At 71.7% G+C, this 22,614-nt stretch carries 18 protein-coding genes; 11 read left to right on the top strand and 7 right to left on the bottom strand.

What is annotated here, in order from left to right; translation table 11 throughout:
• Positions 1–47: 47 nt before the first annotated feature.
• Positions 48–1,580: a sugar ABC transporter ATP-binding protein gene (locus LPW41_RS14360; RefSeq protein WP_230705206.1), complete on the top strand. Its 1,533-nt coding sequence runs from the start codon at positions 48–50 to the stop codon at positions 1,578–1,580.
• Positions 1,573–2,586 carry a LacI family DNA-binding transcriptional regulator gene (locus LPW41_RS14355; protein ID WP_230705205.1) on the top strand — a complete coding sequence of 338 codons (1,014 nt, stop codon included), beginning with the start codon at positions 1,573–1,575 and terminating at the stop codon, positions 2,584–2,586. Before LPW41_RS14360 ends, LPW41_RS14355 begins: the two co-directional genes overlap by 8 nt.
• Before the next feature lie 60 nt (positions 2,587–2,646).
• Here the strand turns inward: LPW41_RS14355 and LPW41_RS14350 are convergent, their stop codons facing one another.
• Complete coding sequence (locus tag LPW41_RS14350; RefSeq protein ID WP_144834673.1) at positions 2,647–4,173, bottom strand: CitMHS family transporter; 1,527 nt, start codon at positions 4,171–4,173, stop codon at positions 2,647–2,649.
• Positions 4,174–4,364: 191 nt separating this feature from the next.
• Here LPW41_RS14350 and LPW41_RS14345 point away from each other — a divergent pair, with 191 nt between their 5' ends.
• On the top strand, positions 4,365–5,996 hold the full coding sequence (locus LPW41_RS14345; protein WP_230705204.1) for a sensor histidine kinase: 1,632 nt from the start codon (positions 4,365–4,367) through the stop codon (positions 5,994–5,996).
• Positions 5,993–6,643: a response regulator gene (locus LPW41_RS14340; RefSeq protein WP_230705203.1), complete on the top strand. Its 651-nt coding sequence runs from the start codon at positions 5,993–5,995 to the stop codon at positions 6,641–6,643. Before LPW41_RS14345 ends, LPW41_RS14340 begins: the two co-directional genes overlap by 4 nt.
• A gap of 355 nt (positions 6,644–6,998) precedes the next feature.
• Here the strand turns inward: LPW41_RS14340 and LPW41_RS14335 are convergent, their stop codons facing one another.
• On the bottom strand, positions 6,999–8,285 hold the full coding sequence (locus tag LPW41_RS14335) for an alpha-amylase family glycosyl hydrolase (protein ID WP_230705202.1): 1,287 nt from the start codon (positions 8,283–8,285) through the stop codon (positions 6,999–7,001).
• Between the two features lie 100 nt (positions 8,286–8,385).
• Positions 8,386–9,612 (bottom strand): ROK family protein, encoded by a 1,227-nt coding sequence (locus LPW41_RS14330; RefSeq protein WP_230705201.1) that lies wholly within the window; start codon positions 9,610–9,612, stop codon positions 8,386–8,388.
• A 144-nt stretch (positions 9,613–9,756) separates the two neighbouring features.
• Here LPW41_RS14330 and LPW41_RS14325 point away from each other — a divergent pair, with 144 nt between their 5' ends.
• The 4 genes from LPW41_RS14325 (at position 9,757) to LPW41_RS14310 (ending at position 14,622) form a co-directional block, all read left to right on the top strand.
• Positions 9,757–11,070, top strand: a complete 1,314-nt coding sequence (locus LPW41_RS14325; protein WP_230705200.1) for an extracellular solute-binding protein — start codon at positions 9,757–9,759, stop codon at positions 11,068–11,070.
• A complete protein-coding gene (locus LPW41_RS14320) occupies positions 11,067–11,981 on the top strand; it encodes a carbohydrate ABC transporter permease (protein WP_144784467.1) in 915 nt (304 codons plus the stop codon). Before LPW41_RS14325 ends, LPW41_RS14320 begins: the two co-directional genes overlap by 4 nt.
• A 110-nt stretch (positions 11,982–12,091) precedes the next feature.
• A complete protein-coding gene (locus tag LPW41_RS14315) occupies positions 12,092–12,913 on the top strand; it encodes a carbohydrate ABC transporter permease (protein WP_144784729.1) in 822 nt (273 codons plus the stop codon).
• A 26-nt stretch (positions 12,914–12,939) separates the two neighbouring features.
• A complete protein-coding gene (locus LPW41_RS14310) occupies positions 12,940–14,622 on the top strand; it encodes a glycoside hydrolase family 13 protein (protein WP_230705199.1) in 1,683 nt (560 codons plus the stop codon).
• A 159-nt stretch (positions 14,623–14,781) separates the two neighbouring features.
• Here the strand turns inward: LPW41_RS14310 and LPW41_RS14305 are convergent, their stop codons facing one another.
• The 4 genes from LPW41_RS14305 to LPW41_RS14290 are packed head-to-tail and all read right to left on the bottom strand — an operon-like array spanning position 14,782 to position 18,873.
• Entirely contained in the window at positions 14,782–15,594 is an 813-nt protein-coding gene (locus LPW41_RS14305; protein WP_230705198.1) for a glycosyltransferase family 2 protein, read from the bottom strand.
• On the bottom strand, positions 15,591–16,598 hold the full coding sequence (locus LPW41_RS14300; RefSeq protein WP_230705197.1) for a hypothetical protein: 1,008 nt from the start codon (positions 16,596–16,598) through the stop codon (positions 15,591–15,593). The genes LPW41_RS14305 and LPW41_RS14300 overlap by 4 nt, the downstream gene beginning before the upstream one ends.
• Complete coding sequence (locus LPW41_RS14295; RefSeq protein WP_230705196.1) at positions 16,592–17,728, bottom strand: glycosyltransferase; 1,137 nt, start codon at positions 17,726–17,728, stop codon at positions 16,592–16,594. Before LPW41_RS14295 ends, LPW41_RS14300 begins: the two co-directional genes overlap by 7 nt.
• Positions 17,725–18,873, bottom strand: a complete 1,149-nt coding sequence (locus LPW41_RS14290; RefSeq protein WP_230705195.1) for a glycosyltransferase — start codon at positions 18,871–18,873, stop codon at positions 17,725–17,727. The genes LPW41_RS14295 and LPW41_RS14290 overlap by 4 nt, the downstream gene beginning before the upstream one ends.
• Before the next feature lie 31 nt (positions 18,874–18,904).
• Here LPW41_RS14290 and LPW41_RS14285 point away from each other — a divergent pair, with 31 nt between their 5' ends.
• The 3 genes from LPW41_RS14285 to LPW41_RS14275 are packed head-to-tail and all read left to right on the top strand — an operon-like array spanning position 18,905 to position 22,196.
• Positions 18,905–19,873 (top strand): WcbI family polysaccharide biosynthesis putative acetyltransferase, encoded by a 969-nt coding sequence (locus LPW41_RS14285; RefSeq protein ID WP_230705340.1) that lies wholly within the window; start codon positions 18,905–18,907, stop codon positions 19,871–19,873.
• On the top strand, positions 19,870–20,868 hold the full coding sequence (locus tag LPW41_RS14280; protein ID WP_230705194.1) for a glycosyltransferase: 999 nt from the start codon (positions 19,870–19,872) through the stop codon (positions 20,866–20,868). The genes LPW41_RS14285 and LPW41_RS14280 overlap by 4 nt, the downstream gene beginning before the upstream one ends.
• On the top strand, positions 20,865–22,196 hold the full coding sequence (locus LPW41_RS14275) for a glycosyltransferase family 2 protein (protein ID WP_230705193.1): 1,332 nt from the start codon (positions 20,865–20,867) through the stop codon (positions 22,194–22,196). The genes LPW41_RS14280 and LPW41_RS14275 overlap by 4 nt, the downstream gene beginning before the upstream one ends.
• Positions 22,197–22,614 lie beyond the last annotated feature (418 nt).

Below are 22,614 nucleotides of genomic sequence, written 5' to 3'. Positions count from 1 at the left end.
CCGGGTCGTGTCGGCGCAGCAGGTGCGGCGCGGGCATGATTGACCCCATGTCCGCCGTCGCTCCGCCCCTCCTCGAGGTGCGCGGAGCGACGGTGCGTTTCGGGGTCGAATCGGCCCTCGCCGACGTCGACTTCCGGTTGCTGCCCGGCGAGGTGCACTCGCTCATGGGCGAGAACGGCGCCGGCAAGTCGACCCTCATCAAGGCGATCACGGGGGCGTTGCGCCTCGACGCCGGCGAGATCGCGCTCGACGGCCGCGTCGTGCGGCTGTCGTCGCCGGCCGACGCGCAGGCCCGTGGCATCTCCACCGTCTACCAAGAGATCGACCTGCTGCCCAACCTGACCGTCGCCGAGAACATCTCGCTCGGCCGCGAGCCGCGCCGCTTCGGCGTCATCGATCACCGGGCCATGCGGCAGCGGGCCGACGAGGCGCTCGCGGCGCTCGGCGTCGACATCGACGCGGCCTCGGTGCTGTCGTCGCACCCGCTGGCGGTGCAGCAGCTCGTCGCGATCGCCCGCGCCGTCTCGACCGACGTTCGCGTGCTCGTGCTCGACGAACCCACCTCCAGCCTCGATGCCGACGAGGTCGCCGAACTGTTCCGCGTCATTCGCGACCTCAAAGCGCAGGGGATCGCGATCGTGTTCGTCTCGCACTTCCTCGACCAGGTCTACGAGATCTGCGATCGCGTGACGGTGCTGCGCGGAGGACGCCTGGTCGGCGAGTACGGCACGCGCGAACTCCTGCGCATCGATCTCGTCGAGAAGATGCTCGGCGCCACCGCCGAGGCGCTCGCCCCGCTCGGGCAGCGCTCCACCGACCCGGCCGAGGGCCCCACCGTGCTGAGCGCCCGGGGCATGGCATCCGGACCCCGCCTGCGCGGCGCCGACCTCGACATCGCCGAGGGAGAGGTGATCGGGGTGGCGGGCCTGCTGGGCTCCGGCCGCAGCGAGCTCGCGCGGGCACTCACCGGCGTCGACCACCCCGACTCCGGCGAGCTGCGCATCGACGGCGACCCGGTGCGCCTGTCGACTCCGCGAGAGGCGATCCGGTGTCGCGTCGCGTACTCGTCTGAGAACCGGCGCACCGAGGGGGTCATCGGCGACCTCAGCGTGCTCGACAACATCACCCTGGCGCTGCAGGCCCAGCGGGGCGTGTTCCACCGACTGAGCACGGCGCGGCGGCGCGAGCTCGCGATGAGCTGGGTCGAGGCGCTGCACATCCGCCCCGCCGACATCGATCGTCCCGTCTCGACGCTGTCGGGCGGCAACCAGCAGAAGGTGCTCCTCGCGCGCCTCCTCGCGCTGTCGCCGCGCCTCATCGTGCTCGACGAACCGACCCGCGGCATCGACGTCGGCGCCAAGGCCGAGATCCAACGCCTCGTCGGTGAACTCAGCGACAACGGCCTGTCGATCGTCTACATCTCCGCCGAGCTCGACGAGGTGCTGCGCGTGGCCCATCTGGTGGCCGTGATGCGCGACGGCGAGCTCGCCCAGATCGTGCCGGCCGCCGATCTCACCTCCGACGCGCTGCTCGCACTCGTCGCCGGTCACACCACCCCGGAAGCGGGTGACGGTGGCTGACGACAAGACCTCCCGCACCGCCAACATCTTCGACGTCGCACGCCTGGCGGGGGTGTCGCACCAGACGGTGTCGCGCGTGCTCAACAACATGCCCAACGTGCGCCCCGCCACCCGCGCGCGCGTCGAGCAGGCGATCGCGCAGCTGCGGTACAGCCCGTCGCCGGCCGCACGCGCGCTGGTCACGCGGCGCACGCGCACGATCGGCCTCGTCACCCCCGGCACGGTCGACTACGGCCCGTCGTCGATCGCGACGAACTTCAACTTCGCCGCCCGCGCGGCGCGCTACAACGTCGACGCCATCAGCTCGCCGCAGAACGACGTGGCCGCGGTGCGCACCGCCATCGACGGGTTGTTGAAGCAGCGAGTGGATGCCATCGTGCTCGTCGTGGTCGACACCGAGGTGCTCGCGGCAGTGCAGGCCCTCGACATCGACATCCCCGTCGTCGCCTCGGCCAGCAGCGCCCGGCCGCACCCGCGCCTCGTCGCGATCGACCAGTACCGCGGGGCTCGGGGAGCGGTGCGCCACCTGCTCGAGGCGGGCTACGACACGGTGCGCCACATCGCCGGCCCGGCCCGCAACCCCGATGCCGTCGAGCGTCTGCGCGGATGGCGCGACGAGGTCGCGGCGGCGCGCGCGCAGTCGACCCCGGCCGTGCACGGCGACTGGTCGGCGGCGAGCGGCTACCGCATCGCGTCGGAGGCCGACCTCGCCCCCGGCGAGGGGATCTTCGTCGCCAACGACCACATGGCGATCGGCGTGTTGTCGGCCCTGCGCGAGCGGGGCCTGCGGGTGCCCGAAGACATCGGCGTCGTCGGCTTCGACGACGTGCCCGAGGCCGCGTTCGTCTACCCCTCGCTGACCACGGTGCGGCAGGACTTCGCCGCTCTGGGCGAGATCCTCATGCAGAAGGTGCTGCTGCTCGTCGAAGAGCCCGACACCGTCACCGAGAGCACGCCCCTGCCGACGCGCCTGATCGTGCGCGCCTCGGCCCCGCCCGCGCGCTGAGTCGTTCCCACGAGAAGACCCCGGATGCCATGGCATCCGGGGTCTCGTCGCATTCGGGCCTCAGCCCAGCAGAGGCACCGCGCCGACGAGCACGCCGACCGCGAGCATCACCAGCGAGACCACGGTCGCGCGCCACAGCACCTTCTTGTGGTGGTCGCCGAGGTTGACCCCGGCGAGCGAGACGAGCAGCAGGATCGCGGGGACCAGAGGGCTCTGCAGGTGCACCGGCTGACCGGTGATCGAGGCGCGGGCCATCTCGACCGGGGCGATGCCGTAGTTCGCCGCGCTCTCGGCCAGCACCGGGAGAATGCCGAAGTAGAACGCGTCATTCGACATGAAGAACGTGAACGGGATCGACAGCACACCCGTGATGACGGCGAGGAACGGCCCCATCGACGCGGGGATGACCTGGGTGATCCAGTCGGCCATGGCGGTGACCATGCCCGTGCCGTTGAGCACGCCGACCAGCACGCCGGCCGCGAGCACCATCGACACGACCCCGACGATGCTGGGTGCGTGGGCGACGATCTCGTCGGCCTGCGAGCGCAGCTTCGGGAAGTTGATCACGAGCGCGATCGCGGCGCCGACCATGAACACGAAGGCCAGGGGGAACAGGTCGAGCACCAGCAGCACCATGACCGCGATGGTCAACGCGAGGTTGAACCAGATGAGCTTGGGTCGCAGGGTCGCGCGGTTGGGGTCGAGCATCGTGTCGGCCATCGCCGTGTCGGCGGCCTCGACGAGCTGCGGGGCGGCGACGGCGGCCCCGCCACCGCGGACGGTGACGATGTTGCCGGTGCGCAGCGACGCGAGGGCGCCGGGCTTGTGCTCGGCTCCGCGGAAGATCTTCGGGGCGCCGAGGCGACCGAAGCCTCCCGGGCCGTCGATCTTGGCGGTGTCGATCGAGCCGGCGAGGCGCTTGCGCTCCGACAGGCCGAGGAACCAGGCGAAGGCGAGAGAGACGACCAGGCCCGCGAGCAGCGAGGGGATCATCGGCACGAAGACGTCGGTGGGCTGCAGGCCGAGGGCGGTGGCGGCGCGAACGGTCGGGCCACCCCACGGCACGATGTTCAGCGTGCCGTTCATGAGGCCCGCGACGCAGGTGAGCACGACGGGGCTCATGCCCAGGCGCAGGTAGAGCGGCAGCATCGCCGAGGTGGTGATGATGAAGGTGGTCGAGCCGTCGCCGTCGAGCGAGACCGCGCCGGCGAGGATCGCCGTGCCGAGCACGATCTTGGCCGGGTCGTCGCCCAAGAAGCGCGTGATGACGCGGATGAGCGGGTCGAACAGTCCGACGTCGATCATGATGCCGAAGTACATGATGGCGAACAGCAGCAGGGCCGCCGTGGGGGCCATCTTGCCGATCGCGTCGATCACCATGTCGCCCAGGCCGAAGCCGGCGCCCGCGATGAGGCCGAACACGGTGGGCACGATGATGAGGGCGACCATCGGGGTCATGCGCCGCGTCATGATCAGCGCCATGAACGACAGGACCATGAGGAAGCCGAGGGCGACGAGCACTCCGTCGGCGGGCGTGTAGGCCACCGCGTACTCTTCGGCTTCGGCCGCAAGGATCAGGGGGGTCATCGCGACTCCTTCGTCGTGGATGCCGGCACGGGGCGCGCCGTCGATTCGGTGACACTACGGACGCGGGGTGCTCGGCCGCGCGCTTGCTCGCATTGCGGGGCGTTATGCGCGTACCGTGTGTTCTGCGCATTTCGCGCACAGAGCCGTGCGCGCCGCCCCGTGCGCCGAAGACGACGAGCGAGGAGGTGCGCATGCGGTTCGCCACGCGGATGCTCCTCGTGCAGATCGCCACCCAGCTCGTGGTCGTTGTCGTCTGCACCGCCGTCTTCGCCTGGCTCGGCGTGCAGCAGCTCAAGGCCGAGGCCGATTCCTCCGCCCTCAACATCGCCCGCTCCGTGGCCGAGGCGCCCGAGGTGCGCGAGCGCGTGGCGCAGTACTCGGCCGATCCCGGGACTCCGGATGCCGCGGACCTCCGCGGCGGCGCGCTGCAGCAGTACGCGGCCGATGTGACCGCCCGCACGCAGGGCCTGTTCGTCGTGATCACCGACGACCACGGCATCCGCCTCGCCCATCCCGATCCGAATCGCTTGGGCGAGGTGGTCAGCACGAGCTTCGCCGACGCTCTCGCCGGGCGCGAGGTCGTGACGTGGGAGACGGGGACGCTGGGCGAATCGGCCCGCGCCAAGGTGCCGGTCTATCCGCCCGGCGGGGGAGCGCCCGTGGGCGAGGTGAGCGTCGGCTTCGAGCGCGCGAGCGTGTTCGACGACCTCCCTGCCCTCATCGGCGGGATCGCGGTGGCCGTGGCGCTCGCCGTGGCGATCGGGGCGGTGGTCGCCCTGCTCATGCGCCGACGGCTCGAGCGACTGACCCTGGGCGTCCAGCCCGAAGAACTCGTCTCGCTCGTGCAGACGCAGACCGCCGTGCTCGAGAGCGCCGACGAGGGAGTGCTCGCCCTCGACGACGCCGGTGTCGTGCGGGTGTGCACGCCCTCCGCCGAGCGGCTTCTCGGGATCACGGATGCCGTCGGCCACCGCCTCGACGAGCTCGGGCTCCCGCCCGCCGTCGTCGCCGCCCTGTCGGCACCGGGTGCGTCGAGCGGGCTCCCGCTGGGAGATCGCGTGGTCTTCCTCGACGTGCGTCCGGTGCGCCGCGGCACGCGGACACTCGGCCGGGTGGCGACGTTGCGCGACCGCACCGACGTCATCGCCCTGTCCGGCCGTCTCGACAGCGTGCGCGCCATGGGCGATGCCCTGCGCGTGCAGCGCCACGAGAACGCCAACCGCCTGCACGCCGCGGTGGGCCTTCTCGACGCCGGACGCATCGACGAAGCACGCGCGTTCCTCGCCGATCTCGTCGACCGCGGATCGGTGGACTGGGCCGTGCCCGGCATCGAGCTCGTCGGCGACCCCATGCTGCAGTCGTTCCTCGGTGCCAAGGCGCTGTCGGCGCGCGAACGCGGGGTCGCCCTGCGCGTGGCTGACGACACGTTCTCGAGCGCGCCCATCGACGACGTCGAAGACGTGGTCGCCGTGCTCGGCAACCTCATCGACAACGCCGTGACGGCGGCGGCATCCGCTCCCGAACCCCGTGGGGTCGAGGTGAGCGTGCTCGACGACGCCGACGCGGTCGTGCTGACGGTGGCCGACACGGGACCGGGCATAGCCGACGTCGAGGCGATCTTCGCGCCGCGCGAGCGCGGAGACGATTCCGATGCCGTGCACGGGCTGGGTATCGGACTCCCGCTCTCGCGCGAGTTCGCCCGACGCCGGGGCGGCGAGGTGTGGGTGGTCGACGCCGGGGGCGGTGATCACGGCGCGGTGGTTGCGGCAAGACTGCCGGGCGTGCGGGGCGGGACGAGCGAGCGAGAGGGAATCAGCGAGTGAACGGCATCCGGGTTCTGGTCGTCGACGACGACTTCCGCGTGGCGGGGCTCCACCGCGATGCGGTGGCGGCGCGGCCGGGCTTCGTCGCGCTCGAACCGGCGCGCACGGTCGGCGAGGCTCGCGCCGCGGTGGCCGCGCACGCGCCCGACCTCGTGCTGGCCGACGTGTACCTGCCCGACGGCGACGGCATCGAACTCGTGCGCTCGCTCGACGTCGACGCGTTCGTGCTGTCGGCGGCGACGGATGCCGCGACCGTGCGCCGCGCGTTCTCGGCCGGTGCGCTGGCCTATCTCGTCAAGCCGTTCGACACGCGCGTGCTCGCCGACCGCCTCGACCGCTTCGCGCGCTACCGCAATCTACTGTCGAGCCCGCGCCCGCTCTCGCAGGATGACATCGATCGGGCAGCCGCCGCGATGCGGGGCGAGCGCGACGGACCCTCGCTCGCGCGGTCGGCGACCGAGCAGACCGTGCTCGCCGCGCTCGGCGCCGACGAGGCGTCGGCGACCGAGGTGGCCGAGCGCATCGGGGTCTCGCGTGCGACGGCGCAGCGCCACCTCACGGCGCTCGCCGAACGCGGGCTCGTGCAGGTGAGCCTGCGGTACGGCAGCACCGGTCGCCCCGAGCACCGCTTCCGCGCCGGCGCCTGACGCGGTCGCTGAGCCTGTCGAAGCGCGGTCGCTGAGCCTGTCGAGGCGTCCGCGGTCGTTTGCGGGTCCTGGTCCCGGTGAGCGGTCGCTGAGCCTGTCGAAGCGCGGTCGCTGAGCCTGTCGAAGCGCGGTCGCTGAGCCTGTCGAAGCGTCCGCGGTCGTCTGCGGGTCCCGGTCCCGGCGGGCGGTCGCTGAGCCTGTCGAAGCGCGGTCGCTGAGCCTGTCGAAGCGTCCGCGGTCGTCTGGGTCCCGGTCCCTTCGACAGGCTCAGGGACCTCGCTGTCGGCTCAGGGACCTCGCTGTCGGCTCAGGGACCTCGCTGTCGACTCAGGGACCTTGCTGTCAGCGCAGGGACTCAGCCCTCGAGCACCGCCCACCCGCGCGGGCCGAGCTCGACCCGCCCGTCGGCGAGAGTGCCGTCACCGGTGACGACCGTGCGCGCGTCGGCGGCCGGCACCGACACCGCCTCGTCGCCGATGTTCAGCGCCACCACGACCGCGTCGTCGCCGACCGCGGTGCGCAGCACGATCGCGGCGTTGGCGACCTCCACCACGTCGGTGTGCGCGCGCCAGAGCCACGGCTTGCGGCGGCGCAGCGCGATGAGCGCGCGGTGCGTCTCGAGGATCCGCTCGTCCACCTCGCCGACCTCCGCGGCCGATGCCGGAAACTCCGGCCGCACCGCGTCGTCGCCGCCCTCGCGCTCCTCCTTCACCCCGGTCCACCCGAACTCGTCGCCGGCGTAGACCGACGGGGTCCCCGCGACAGTGAAAAGCACGGCGAGGGCGTGCGGCACGAGATCGGATCCGATGGCCGAGGCGATGCGGGTGACGTCGTGGTTGCCGACGAACGTCTGCGGCGCGAAGGTGGCGAGCAGTTCGTCGTGCCGCTCGATCGCGTGACTCAGTTCGAAGAGGTTTCCGTCGGCGATGCCGTGCCAGATGCCCTGCCACAGCTCGTACTGCGTCAGCGAGTCCATCGTCGAGGCGCGCACGATCGCGGGGCCGTCCCCGTGGATGACCTCGCCGACGAACCACGCCTCGGGGAACCTCTCGCGCACCCGCGGAAGCACCGCGGCCCAGAACTCCGGCGGCACCGCGTACGCGGCATCCAGTCTCCACCCGTCGATCCCGCGCTCGAGCCAGTGGCACATCACGTCGACCACGAGGTCGGCGACCGCCGGCGACGAGTGGTCGAGGGCGACGAGCGCGCCGTGCCCCTCGAACACCTCGGCCTCGAACCGTCCGTCGACCCACCGCCCGCGGAACAGCTGCGGACCGTCCTCGGTCGCGGTCCGGAACGCGGGGTGCGCGCGCCCGACGTGGTTGAAAACCCCGTCGAACAACACGCGGATGCCGCGCTCCCGAGCCCCCGCGAGCAACCGGTCGAGATCGCCGTCGTCGCCGAGTCGCGGGTCGATGCGCAGGTGGTCGACGGTGTCGTAGCCGTGGGTCTCCGACGCGAACACCGGTCCGAGCAGGAGCCCGTTCAGGCCGAGCTCGATGACGTGGTCCAGCCAGGGGTCGAGCCGGCCCAGACGGTGCACGATCTCGGCATCCGGCCCCTCGCCGTCGCGGATCGGTGCGCCGACGAAGCCGAGCGGGTAGACGTGCCACCACATGACGTGTTCGGGCCACGAAGGCATGGGGTCTCCACCTGCCCGGGGATCGGACCGGACCCCTCGACGCTATCCGTCCGCGCGATCCGCGCCGCGGGGGTTGTCCTGTCGTTCCGGATGCCGTGACTCAGGCCCGCACGCGATCCTCGGGCAGCGCGAAGACGGGCAGATCGAGGGCGTTCTCGCGCGCCGCCTCGACGGCGGCGGCGACGGCGCCGATCGAGACGATGTCGGCGCCGAGGGCCGAGGCGACGATCTCGGGGGCGGGCAGGTCGAGAGCTCGCGGAAGGGCGGCGATCGCGGCGTCGATGATGGGACCCGCGCCCGCGGCGATCGCTCCCGAGACGATCACGCGGTCGACGTCGAAGAGGCTGCCGAAGATGCCGACCACGCCGGCCAGCGCCCCGCCCACCCGACGGGCGATGGCGAGCGCCCCGGCGTCCCCCGCAGCGGCGAGGTCGAGCACGGTCTTGGCGTCGAGGGACTCGGGGTCGATCCCGCGCAGCGCGCTGTCGGCCGGAAGGCTGCCGTCGGCGAGCGCCGCCCGCGCCGCGTCGACGCAGCGGGGCGCGAGCCCCTCGGCGCTGCCCACGCCCTCGACACGGTCGAAGGCGACGGTCTCACCGGCGCCGCCGTGTTTTCCGCGCAGAAGGCGGCCGTCGAGGTGGACGCCGGCGCCGAAGCGCTCCCCGGCGAGCAGGGCGACGAAGTCGTCGCAGCCGACGGCGGCTCCCCGTGCGCGCTCGGCCACGGCGGCGAGAGAGGCGTCGTTCTCCACGCGGACGACCGGCGACCAGGCCTGGAACGTGTCGACGAAGCCGGGGTTCATGCGCTCCCAGAACCGGTCGTGGTGCACGGGCGAGCGTCCGTGACGGTCGACGGGGGCGGGCACCCCGACGCACATCGCGACGATGTCGCTCCTCTCGCGTCGCGCGCGCGTGAGGGTCGCGTCGACGATCGTCTCGGCGGCGCGTCGGCGTCGCTCGGGGGAGTCGCGTTCGGGGTCGACGGCCAGGCGGGAGGTCGCGAGCGTCGCGCCGCGCAGGTCGGCCACGGTGGCGGTCACGTGCCCGCGACCGGCGTCGACGCCGACGACAACGCCGGAGCCGGGCTGGAAGGCGAAGCGTCGCGCGGGCCGGCCCTTGGAGTACTCCCCGACGGCGCGGGCGTTCGGCATCTCGGCCAGCAGTCGTCGGGCCGTCAGCTCGTCGAGCACGTCGATCGCCGTCGACCGGGTCACCCCGACGGTCGCGATCACATCGCTCGCGGTGAAGGCGTCGACATCCCACGCGTGGCGCAGCACGGCGTCGAGGCTGTGCCGACGCAGCGAGGGCGTGGCGGTCACGGCGTCCATCGGCATCCGCCCCTCTGTCGCGTCGCGCCCGGTGCTCTTGACCGGCCTGCGTCCCGATGCAATACTGCCTCCACGACATTGATTTGGCGACTAGATTTAGTCGCTGATACAACATATTCGCAGTGCGGCGGAGGAGGAAACCAGGTGTCGACGAAGACCAGAGCCGGGCGACGATGGCTCGCGGCGACCGCGGTGGGGGTGCTCGGGGCGAGTCTGCTCGCGGGATGCTCGGCCGACGGGCGCGAGACCATCCGCTTCACCTTCAGCAAGCGCGAGGCGCTGTCGTTCATGAACGACGTCGTCGCGCAGTACAACGCCTCTCAAGACGAGGTGCGCGTCGAGATGGACAGCTCGGGTGTCGACGTCGTGTCGGCGAGCTTCGTCCGCGGCAACCCGCCCGACATCATGCTCGCCAACTACAACTACGAGGTCGCCCGCTTCGTCCAGCGCTGCGCGCTCAGCGATCTCAGCGGCACCGCGGCCGCCGCGAGCGTCCGCGAAGACCTCCAGCCGCTCATGGACCAGTACGGCTCGTGCGCGGGTCGCACCAGCGCCCTGCCGTACTCGGTGATGGCGGCATCCGTCATCTACAACACGCAGATCTTCGACCAGCTCGGGCTCCAGGTGCCCACCACCTACGACGAGCTCATCCAGGTCGCCGAGACCCTGAAACAGAACGGCGTGACCCCGTTCTACGGCACCTTCAAAGACGACTGGACCGTCGCGCAGGGCTGGTACGACTACTCCGTGGGCGGCTCGCTCGACGTCATCGACTTCTTCGACGGCCTCGCCGGCGAGGGCGCCGAGGTCGGACCCGACTCGCCCGTCTCGTTCGGCAAGGACTTCACCGAGCCCATGGACCGCATGCTCGAGCTGGCGCAGAACTACACGAATCCGGATGCCGAGAGCCGGGCCTACGGCGACGGCAACCTCGCCTTCGCCCAGGGCGAGGCGGGCATGTACCTGCAGGGACCGTGGGCGCTCGGCGAGATCGCCAAGACGGCGCCCGACCTGGCCGTCGGCACGTTCCCGCTGCCCATGACCGACGACCCGGCCGACCTCAAGGTGCGCGTCAACATGGACCTCGCCGCGATCATCCCCGAGGCATCGCGCCATCAGGATGCCGCCCGCGACTTCCTCGAGTACCTCTACCAGCCCGAAATCATCCAGGCCTACAACGAGTCGCAGCTCGGGTTCGCCCCCACCACGGACGCCCCCTCACCGAGCGACCCGCGCGTGGCCGGGATGATCCCGTACTACGACGAGGGGCGCATCTACCAGGGCGCCTCCGTCCTGGTGCCCAAGACGATCCCGACCTTCAACTACGCCCAGGCGATGATCTTCGGCGCCTCGCCCGAGGCCACCCTGCGCACGATGGACGAGGACTGGTCGCGCCTGGCGTTCCGCCAGCCCCCGGCCTCGACGAACGATGCCGCTGGCGAGGAGGCCGCGCGATGACCACCACCACCACGATCGTCACGGGAGGCAAGGCGACAGCGCGTCGCAGCTCCCGTCGGGTCGAGCCGATCTACTACCTGTTCCTGCTGCCGACGCTCGTGCTGTTCACGCTCGCGATCACGGTTCCGGGTCTCATCGGCATCTTCTTCAGCTTCACCGACTCGATCGGCCTGGGGGAGTGGAACTTCACCGGGCTCACCAACTACATCGCGATTTTCAGCGACCCGGCCATCCTGCAGGCGTATCTGTTCACGTTCGGCTTCTCGGTCGCGACCGTGATCGTCGTCAACGTCGCGGCGTTCCTGCTCGCGGTCGGGCTGACCGCGCAGATCCGCTTCAAGAAGGCGCTGCGCACGGTCTTCGTCATCCCGATGGTGATCTCGGGCATCATCATCGCCTACGTCTTCAACTTCCTGTTCAGCAACTCGGTGCCCGAGGCGGGGGCGGCCCTCGGCATCCCGTGGCTCGAGACGAGCCTGCTCGCCAACCCCGACCTCGCATGGGTCGCGATCGTGATCGTCACCGCGTGGCAGGCCATCCCCGGCACGCTCCTGATCTACATCGCGGGTCTGCTGGCGGTGCCCGGCGACGTGTACGAGGCCGCCGGCCTCGACGGGGCGAGCAAGACCCAGCAGCTGCTGCGCATCACGCTGCCGCTGGTGGCCGGGTACGTCGTGATCAACGTCATCCTCGGCTTCAAGGGCTTCTTGAACGCGTACGACATCATCGTCGGTCTCACCGGCGGTGGCCCCGGCACCGCGACCCGCAGCGTCGCGATGTCGATCATCCTGGGATTCAACGGAGGCGACTACGCCTACCAGATGGCCAACGCCGCGCTCTTCTTCGTGGTCGCCGTCGTCATCTCGCTCCTGCAGCTCTCGCTGACCCGGGGAAGGAACACCCTGTCATGACCGCCCTCAACCAGCCCGCCCTCGCCGTCGAGCAGGCGGAGCTCACCCTTCCCGAGCGTCAGGGGCCCGCGGGCACCGAGCCCTCGCGCCGCCGCTCGCGTCGCGTCGGCATGGAGCGCGTCAACTGGCCCACGACGACCATCCTCGTGCTGTGCGCCCTGACCGTGCTGCTGCCCCTCTACGTCACCGTCTCGATGGCCCTGAAGAGCGGCACCCAGGTCGTCGACGGCAACGCCTTCTCGTTCCCGTCGCCGATCAGCTTCGACGGGTTCGTCCAGGCGTGGACGCTGACGAAGTTCCCGGTGGGCCTGGCGATCTCGCTGCTGGTCACCGCCGGCACCGTCGTCGCCACGATCATCCTCGCGGCCTTCGCCTCCTACGCGATCGCCCGCAACTGGGATCGCAAGCTCTTCCGCTACTCGTTCTTCTACCTGCTCGCGGCGATGTTCATCCCGTTCCCGGTCGTGGCGCTGCCGCAGATCCAGCTCACGGGTCGCGTCGGGCTCGACAACCCGTTGGGCGTGATCATCCTCGCCACGATGTTCCAACTCAGCTTCAGCGTGCTGCTGTTCACCGCGTTCCTGCGCTCGATCCCCCTCGAGCTCGAAGAGAGCGCGCGCATCGACGGCGCGACCACGTGGCAGACGTTCTGGCAGCTGATCTTCCCGCTGCTGGCGCCGATGAGCGCGACGGTCGGCATCTTCGCCTTCCTCTACGCCTGGAACGACTTCATGATGCCCTCGCTCATCATCAGCGACCCGGCCTTGCAGACACTGCCGGTGCGTCAGAACCTGTTCCAGACGCAGTTCTCCAACAACTACAACGTCGCCTTCGCCTCGTACCTCATGGCCATGGCCCCCGCGATCGTCGCCTATCTCTTCACCCAGCGCTGGGTGATGGCGGGCGTCACGCAGGGCGCCGTCAAGGGCTGACCGACCATTCCCTCGAAAGGACAACCGTGACCACCGCAGCACCGTCCGCACACGCTCGCGAACTCTCCGACGCCCCCGACTGGTGGCGCCAGGCCGTCGTGTACCAGGTCTATCCCCGCAGCTTCGCCGACACGAACGGCGACGGCCTGGGCGACATCCCCGGCATCACCTCGCGCGTTCCGTACCTGGCCGAGTTGGGGGTGGATGCCATCTGGCTCAGCCCCTTCTACCCCTCGGCCCTCGCCGACGGCGGCTACGACGTCGCCGACTACCGCGACGTCGACCCGCGGCTGGGGACCCTGGCCGACATGGACGAGCTCATCGCGCAGCTGCACGCCCACGGCATCCGCGTCGTCGTCGACATCGTGCCGAACCACACCTCGAACGACCACGCCTGGTTCCAGGAGGCCCTGGCCGCCGGCCGCGGGTCGGCCGCCCGCGAGCGCTACATCTTCCGCGAGGGCACCGGACCCGACGGGGCCGAGCCGCCCACCGACTGGGTGTCGGTCTTCGGCGGATCCGGGTGGGAGCGCGTCGCCGACGGCCAGTGGTACTTCCACAACTTCGACGTCTCGCAGCCCGATCTGAACTGGTCGAATCCCGAGGTGCGCGCCGACTTCGTGAAGACCCTGCGGTTCTGGAGCGACCGCGGCGTCGACGGGTTCCGCATCGACGTGGCGCACATGCTCACCAAAGACCTCAGCGAGCCCCTGCCCTCGCAGGCCGAGCTCGACGCGATGCCGATCGATGGGAACCACCCGCTGCTCGACCGCGACGACGTGCACGAGGTCTACGCCGAATGGCGCGCGGTGTTCAACTCGTACGACCCGCCGCGCACCGCCGTGGCCGAGGCGTGGGTGCACCCCTCGCGCGTGCCGCTGTACGCGAGCGCCGAGAGCCTCGGCCAGTCGTTCAACTTCGACCTGCTCGAGGCCGACTTCGACGCGCGCCAGTTCCGCCCGATCGTGGCCGACAACCTCGCCCTCGCCGCGACCTCGGGCTCGTCGACCACGTGGGTGCTGTCGAACCACGACGTCGTCCGTCACGCCACGCGGTACGGCCTTCCCGACGCCGAGCGCGGCGACGACGGGCGCCCGACGCTCAAGCACGGCAACGAGTGGCTGCTCTCGGGTGGGCAGTCGCCGACCCTCGACGCCGAGCGAGGCGAGCGCCGTGCGCGCGCGGCCGCACTGTTCGTGCTGGGCCTGCCCGGCTCCGCGTACCTGTACCAGGGCGAGGAGCTCGGCCTGCACGAGGTGGCCGAGATCCCCGACGACCAGCGCCAGGACCCGACGTTCTTCCGCAGCCGCGGAATCGATCAGGGACGCGACGGATGCCGCGTGCCGTTGCCCTGGTCGGAGTCGGGAACCGCTTTCGGGTTCGGAGAGGGCGGGGCGCACCTGCCGCAACCGGACTGGTTCGCCACCTACGCCGTCGATCTGCAGGACGGCGACCCCGCGTCCACCCTCACGCTCTACCGCCGCGCCCTCGGTCTGCGGCACGAACTGCAGACCGACGAGCAGCTCACGTGGGTCGACGCGGCCGGCGACGAGGTCGTGGCGTTCGAGCGCCCGAACGGCTGGACCGTGGTGACCAACTTCGGCGACCAGCCGGCGCCCCTGCCCGCCGGCGAGGTGCTGGTGTCGAGCCGCGCGCTCGACGGCGACACGCTGCCGGGCGAGACGACGGTCTGGCTGCGTCGCGCCTGACGCCCTGACTGCCCGTCGCGTCCCGGCTCCCGCCCCGTCCCGCGCCCCGCGATCCGTGTGGGGAGCGGGGCGGCGGGCGCCTCGCACACACCGCTGAGCGTCCACGACACCCGGTCCGGGTCTCCCGGCACTCCGGGTGTCGTGGACACCCCGCAGGCCTCAGGCCGTGCGCACCCACTCGTCGCCGCGGCGCTCGATCGCCCCGGCCGCGGCGAAGGCGTCGAGCCATCCGCCCATCGGCCACGACCCCCATCGGCGGTGGAACGTCGCACCGTTGCGCAGGATGTCGTCGAGATGCTGCCACGGGGGAGACGACACCGGATGCCACTGGTGGAACGCATCGGCCCCGCCCACCCAGTGCATCTCGACGTCGGCGTCGCGAGCCGTCCAGGCGAGGTCGGTGTCTTCGGCGCCGTAGCCCTCGTAGTCGGCGTGGAAGCCGCCGATCCGGGCCCAGGTCGCGGGTGCCACCGCGAACGACAGCGACCAGAACAGGTCGTACTCCGGCGGGGCCGCGGGTCGCGTCCACCCCGACGGCAGGGCCGGTCGCGCCCGGTGAGGGCGTACGAGGAACGGCAGGTCGGATGCCGACTCCGGGCGTTGCACGCTCGCCAGGTACGTCACGGCTCCGGCCAGGATCGCGTCGGGGTGCGCGGCCGCGGCGGCGCGGTACGTGGGCAGGAGGTCGGGACCCGGCAGGCAGTCCACGTCGAGGAAGACGAGAAGTTCCGCACCCGCTTCCAGGGCCCGTGCGGCGGCGCGGTTGCGCCCTTCGCCCACGCGCATTCCGTGCGGCCCCGGCGGCACGTGCAGCGTGAGGGTGTCGGCATCCGGAACCTGCGTCGGGGGCGTCTCGTCGAGCCACGCCTCGACCCGTACGATGTCGTCCGCCACCTCCGCCAGCACGCGTCGCTGTCGTTCGAGGTGTTCCTGCCGCGCCGCCGAGGCGACGGTGATGACGGCCGTCTTCACGGCAGTACCGCTTCGATGGCCGAGGCCATGCGCCGGGCGGCTCCCGCGACCTGCCAGAGCGCCCAGTCGGGGTCGTCGCCGGCGGCGCTCTCGACGAGGGTCACGAGGTCGTCGGCCGAGACGGTCTGATCGGCGCGACGCGCGAGCCCCCATCGGCCGAGGGCGTCGGCGGTGTGGTGCTGCTCGTCGAACGGTCGGTCCTGCGAGATGACGACGGCTCGAGATCCGGATGCCGCGAGGTCGGCGACGCTGTTCTGGCCCGCCGCGCTGACCACGACGGTGCTGCGCGTGAGCAGGGGCCACGGGTCGTCGATGCGGGAGGCCTCGTCGTGCCCGATCGCGGTGACCTCCCACCCGCGGGCGCGCAGGCGGTCGGTCGCCTCTTCGCGGATGTCGTCGTCGAGCACTCGACCCAGCAGCAGCACGGATCGCTCGTCGCGGGCGCCGTCGTCGGGCCGGCCGTCGTACCGTGAGATCCCACCGGTCCACATCACGCGGTCGGCGTGCTCCGCGAGTCCCGTGGTCGAGACGGCGCCGTGGGCCCAGGGCGCGACGATGCGGTCGGCCAGGGCGTAGGCCAGGGCGTGCGGAAGGTCCGTGCGTTCGCCGGGCTGCGTCACCGCGACGGTGTGCAGTCCGAGCAGGCGCCCGAAGGCCGCGACCTCGGCGCTCACATCGACGACGAGCACGCGCAGGTCGCGGTCATCGGCGGTGGCCGCGATCGCCGCCAAGCGCGCGCGATGCCCGGGGTGCCCGTGCGGGGCCCAGTGCAGGTGTCCGCGGGCGGTCGGCTCGGCGTGACGCGGATCGACGATCGTGCCGTCCGCGTCCTCGAACGAATCGGCGTCCGGGGGCAGTTCGATCCACTCGACCTCGGGCGACAGGCCCGCCGGCCGCGGCATCGACGAGAACGCCACGACGGGCTCGTGCAGGTGCGGTGAGACGGCGAGGAAGCGGGCGACGTGCCCGTATCCGTGGTGGTGGACGTACCAGCCGATCACCACGACACCGCCGGCACGCGGCGCGCCGGTACCGGCTGCGCGATGTGGGCGAGCACGCGCTCGACCTCGCGGTGGCGCTGCGCGAGCGAGTGCTGCCGCACGGTGGCGCGACGCGTCCACACGCGGGTGAGCGGCTCGCGTGCACCGGTGGCGGCGAGATGAGCAGCGGCCTGGGCGAGGGCCACGACGTCCCCGGCGGTGACGGTGATGGCGCCGGGGATTCCGGCGATCACCTCCGACACCCCGCCGATGTCGAACGCCGCGACGGGGGTCCCCGTCGCGAGGGCCTCGACGATCACCAGACCGAACGGTTCCTCCCACATCGGGGTGACCAGGGCGACGGCCGACGAGCCGACCAGGCGGCAGAGATCCGGTTGCCGCAGCGGTCCCACGTACCGCGCGTGCACTCCCAGGCGCGGAACGATCTCCTGCTCGAAGTAGTCCACGTCGCCGATGCGGCCGGCCAGCACGATGTGCGCTCCGGCTTCGCGGGCGGCCTCGATGGCGAGGTGCGGCGCCTTCTCGGGCACGACGCGCCCCGTCCAGACCCACGAGGTCCCGCCCGCGCCACGGGTCCACTGCTCGGTGTCGACGCCGTTGGGGAACACGAACGCGTCGACCCCTTCGACCGACCACGCCCGCGCCGTCGCCTGGCTCACCGCGACGAATCGATGCGAGCTGTCGCGCACGTCGGCGGCGGCTTCGAGCAGAGGCTCGAGCGGAGGGGTGTGCAGCGTCGTGACGACCGGGATGTCGGCCTCGCGGCTCCAGCGGATGGGAGCGGGGTGCAGGCTGTGGTTGTCGACGACGTCGTACAGGTGACGGTCGGCGATGAGGCGGTCCCGCGCGACGGCGAAGGCGGCGTCCACCGCGTCGGCGTAGCCGCTGGGGTAGTCGGTGTCGGAGGCGTCTTCGGGCCGTGTCCACTCGGGGGTCGGCAGGCGGAACTCCGCGGTCTCGCCCAGGAAGTCCGAGCCGTCGGCGGCGCACAGCGTCACGTCGTGGCCGCGGGAGCGCAGCCAGCGCACGCGATCCCAGACGGCCGCTTCGAGTCCGCCGGCGTGCGGCTGCCGCAGGGCGTAGCGCGAGGGTGCGACCACGAGCACGCGCAGCGGTCGCTGCCCGCGGATCACGCGGCCACCTCCGCCGAGAGAGCCCGTCGGTAGACCTCGCGGTGCGCCGCGCGCACCGCCGCCCACTCCGTGAGGCGGTCGGCTCGGCGCCTTTCGACCTCGGCGGCGCGACGCCGTGAGCCCGGTGTCGACCACGCGGGATCGGTCGCGCCGACGATGGCGCGGGCGAGCGAGAGCGGATCGCCGACGCCGAAGGTGTGGAAGTCGCCCGGGTGCTGCGCCGCGATGTGACCGACGCGCGTGCCGATCACGGGAACGGCCAGGTCGTAGCAGAGTTCCGCCCAGCCCGACTGGGTGCCGTGGCTGTAGGGAAGCAGGCACGCGTCGAGGTCGGCGAGCCACGTCGAGAGCTCGTCGTCGTCCTGCCGCGGACCGCGTTCGACCCGCACGCCGTCGCACTTCTCGGCGAGCAGGGCGATGGATGCCGCGGCCTCGTCGTCGCGGACGCGTTCGTTCATCCGCACGACGCCCTCGACGCGCGCATCTTGCGCGCGCAGGTCCGCGATCGCACGCACGAGGGTGGCGACGGTGCCGACGCCGTCGATGTTCGGACGCAGGTCGCGCAGATGCACGCCCACCCGCGTCAGATCGTGTGCGGTGCCCATCGGCCGCTCAGCCTCGCCCAGCAGCGTGGGGTGCGCGATGACCGTGGGGGAGCGGTGCGCGATCGCGCGGACCTCCTCCGCGGCGGTGTCGGTCAGGGTGATGAGCTCGTCCGCGGCCTCCGCGAGCACGGCGACCGAGGCGCGATGCTCCTCCTGGGCGCTCAACTGCGGGTTCTCGAGGTCGTGCACCGTGTAGACCAGCGGCTTTCCGAGGCGGCGCAGGGTTGCGACGGTGTCGGCGAGCTCGTCGGGGCGGTACGACTCGATGCCGAAGTGCACGTGCACGAGGTCGAACTCCGCGGCGTGCTGCTCGAGCCACGTCGGCAGCAGCACCTGGGGCGGCCACCATTGCCCGGCCGGAGCGCCGGGCGGCGGCGGATCCGCCAGCAGGTGCACGTGCGCGGGGTCGGCGACGGCGGTGACGTAAGGGTGGGCCGAGGGAACGGCGGCGACTCGAACCGGGGGGACGGTGGTGGCGACGATCTTCTCCTCCTCGTGGCGTTGCGTGCGTAGGGATGCGCGTACCGCATCACCAGGCACATCGCAATGCAACGGGGCGGTTGTGACGACGATGGCACCGACGGATACGTTCCTCATCATGGGTGGCGAGAGGCCGGGGCTGCACAGCCTTGCGGATCACGGCGACGCGGTGATAGCGCGCCGGGCGCACTACGCCGCCTTCTTCGGCGACGCGGCTCCCCCCGCGGGCTTCGGGCTCGTCGTGGGCAACTGCCAGGCGGAGTCGCTGCGCCTTGTCATCTCCTCCGACGGGCTGCCGGCGATCCGCGTGCCGGCGGTGCACGAACTCGGCGCGGCCGACGCGGAACGCCTGCACGCATTGCTGGCCGAGGCGGCGTTCCTGGTGGTCCAGCCGATCCGCGACGACTACCGCGGACTCCCGCTCGGCACCGCGCAGCTGCGCGCGGCCCTGCCGTCCGGGGCCCGCACGGTCACCGTCCCGGCCGTGCGCTTCGCCGGCCTGCATCCCTTCCAGGCGGTGCTGCGCCTCCCCGATTTCCCCGAAGATCCGCCGATCGTGGCGTATCACGACGTGCGCACGGTCGCTGCGGCGGCGGGGATCGCGGTGCCCCCGCGACTTCCGGCGCGCACCGTCCGCGAGATCGCCGACGCCTCGATCGCCGAACTGCGCCGCCGCGAGGCGATGGGGCTCGACGTCTCGGCATCCGACCTCTTCTCGCCCGTCGTCTCCGACCTCGCCCGCACGGTGAACCACCCTGGCAACGCGCTGTTCCTGCCCCTGGGCGAACGCATCGTGGCCGCGCTCGGCCGCCCGGGCCGGGTCGTCGACCCCGGCCGCCCGATCCTCGCGTCGGTGCGCGCGCCCCTCGAGTCGTGGGTCGTCGACGCGTGGGATCTCGACGACGCTCCCGAGCCCGACTGGATCGTCGCGGGGGAGCGTGTGTCCGCGGAGGCCGTGCGCGACGCGCAATCGGCGTACTACGCCGCGCATCCCGCCCTGCTCGCGGCCGTCGTCGAGCGCATGACCCCGCTCCTGCGCACCTGGGCGGCTGCGGCGTGACCGCGACGTCTTCGGTTCCGGATGCCGCCCCGCCCGTGCTCCTCGCGCCCCCGGGGCCGCACGGCGTCGCCGTCTACGCCCGGCAGATCGCGGCGGAGGTCGTGCGACGGGAGCCGTCGACGCGAACGGTGACGCCCGATGCTCTCGCCGAACTGCCGAGCGGGACGCCCGTTCACGCGCACGTGACCGACCGCCTCTGGGGCGCCTCGCCCGAGGACGCCGCGCGGGCCGTCGAGGCCCTCGCTTCCCGCCACCCGCTCACCGTCACCCTGCACGACGTGCCGCAGGAGTCCGATGGGGAGCAAAACCGCCCGCGCCGCCGGGCGTTCTACCGCGCGGTGGTCGAGGCCGCGCGCGGCGTGGTCGTCAACAGCGCCCATGAGCGCGAGCTGCTGCGTGAAGAGGGGGTGTGGAACGGCCCCGTCGCGGTCGTGCCGCTTCCCGTCGATTCCCCCTCGGACACCTCGGCCGGGCCCCTCGATGATTCGGTCGGTGTCCTGGGCTTCTTCTATCCCGGCAAGGGCCACGACGAGGCGCTGGACGCCGCGGTCGAGGCCGGCATGACGCGCCTCACCGTGCTCGGTCGCGCCTCCGACGGACACGCCGACGACCTCGCCGCCTTCGAGCGGCGCGCCGCGGATCGCGGAGTCCGGGTGGAGGTCACGGGGTGGCTCGACGATGTCGACATGGCCACGCGCGTGGGCCGGGTCGCGGTGCCGGTGATCGCGCATCGCCACGTCTCGGCATCCGGATCCCTCGCGTCGTGGATCGGATGGGGTCGCCGCCCTCTCGCCGTGCGCAACCGCTACGTCGACGAGATGGCCGCCCTGCGGCCCGGGACCCTGTCGCCCGTCGAGCCCGACGCCCTCGCGGCTGCCGTCTCGGCCGCGCGCGCCGATCCCGGGTCCACCTGGCACGGCCTCGACCGGGTGCCCTACGGTCGCGCCGACGCCGCGCGTGCCTACCTCGACTGGTGGAAGCAGGCGAGCGCGTGAGCGAGTCGCCGACCGGCGCATGGAACGACCGGATGCCGTGGGTGCCGGGCAACCGGTGGGATCTGCTCGCGCACCGCGAGCCCGAGCCGGTCCGGGTGAGCGTCATCGTCACCCACTACGACCAGCCCGCCGAGCTCGCCCGCACCCTCCTCGCCCTCGGCGCGCAGAACTATCCGGCCGATCTGCTCGAGGTGATCGTCGCCGATGACGGATCCCCCGACGAGCCCGCCGTCCCCGCCGGTGTCCGTCTCGTCCGGCAGGACGACCGCGGGTTCCGCGCCGCGGCGGCCCGCAACCTCGGGGTCGCGGCCGCCACGGGCGAGGTGCTGTGCTTCCTCGACGCCGACACGACACCCGAGCCCGACTACGTGCGCAAGATGGTGCGCCTGCCGACACTGCTCCCCGAAGCGGTGACCGTGGGACGCCGCCGCCACGCCGACCTCTCGGAGGCCCCGCTCGACGCTCCGATCGCGGAGGTGGCTCCCGCGCGAGAGCTCGACGAGCCCGCATGGCTGCGCGACGCCTATGCGCGCAGCGGAAACCTGCTCGACGCCGACGACCGTTCCTACCGCTACGTCATCAGCGCGGTGCTCGCGTGTTCGCGGAGCTTCTTCGCGGAGTCCGGGGGGTTCGACGAATCGTTCTCGTCGTACGGCGGCGAGGACTGGGAGTGGGCGCATCGTGCGTGGCAGGCCGGCGCGGTGTTCGCGCACGTCCCGGATGCCATCGCCTGGCACGACGGCCCGGATTGGGCCGGCCGGGAATCGGCCGACCACCGTCGCGCGGGCAACGAGCAGACCCTGCGTCTCGCATCGCTGATCCCCGTGGACGGGTCGTCCGCGCGAGGACTGCTGCCGGCTGCGCCCGACCTCGAGGTGCGCCTACCCGCGGGGGTGGGGACCGCTGCGGCGTTCGTCTGCGTCGATTCCCTGCTCGTCGCCTTCCCCCGTGCACGAGTGGTGACGGATGCCGCGCGCGAGTCGGCGGTGCTGGGCCAGGACCCCCGTGTGTCCGCCGAGGCGGAGGACGACGTCCGCGTCGTGCTCGAGCTGCGTGTACCGGTGGTGGTGCTCGACCCCGAGCCTCTGGTCCGTGCGATCGCCGTGTTGAGTGGCGCGTCGGTCGGCACCGTGGAACTGGTGTCGCCCGAGGGAACGACGCTGGGCCACGCGATCAGTCGACGCGCGCTCCAGCGCCGACGCCGCTGGGACATGAGTGACGGGCATCACGTACGCACCGTCATCGTCGACGGAACGCACGCGGTGGGGCCGGAGCCCCACGTGGAGGCGTGGGTCGGGGGATGGGGCGGAGCAGACCGCTTCGCCTGAGAACCCGCATCCTTCCGCGGCCCCGGGGGCGCGACACGCCCGGGGAGCGGCTGGATTCGACGGGTCGGCCGTTCCCGCGTAACTTATTACTTGTTCGCCCCACAGGGGAGAGCGGAGCGGCCGAAAGGCCCCGCAGCCCCTCAAGTAGCGAACCACCCCCCAACACCAGATGTTGAGAGTTTCGACTCTTTGGTCTACAGTTGGGATCCTGCCAATCGGCACACATCCCCAGCAGAACATCTCCTTCCGGAGTTTTCGTGCTGTCGGTCGTGCCGAATCGGCAATCTAGTGAACTGCCTCACGGGTAGGTCGGAAGACTGTTTCCTGTGGGTGCGTCCGTTCCTTGAGAACTCAACAGCGTGCACTTGTCAAATGCCAATTTATTCCTCGTCGGTCCGTGTATTCGGATTGCGAGAAA

The organism is Microbacterium sp. JC 701, from assembly GCF_021026215.1.
GTDB classification, from domain to species: domain Bacteria; phylum Actinomycetota; class Actinomycetes; order Actinomycetales; family Microbacteriaceae; genus Microbacterium; species Microbacterium algihabitans.
Note: the sequence above shows the minus strand (reverse complement) of the source record. Positions and strands in the feature narration are given on the sequence as shown.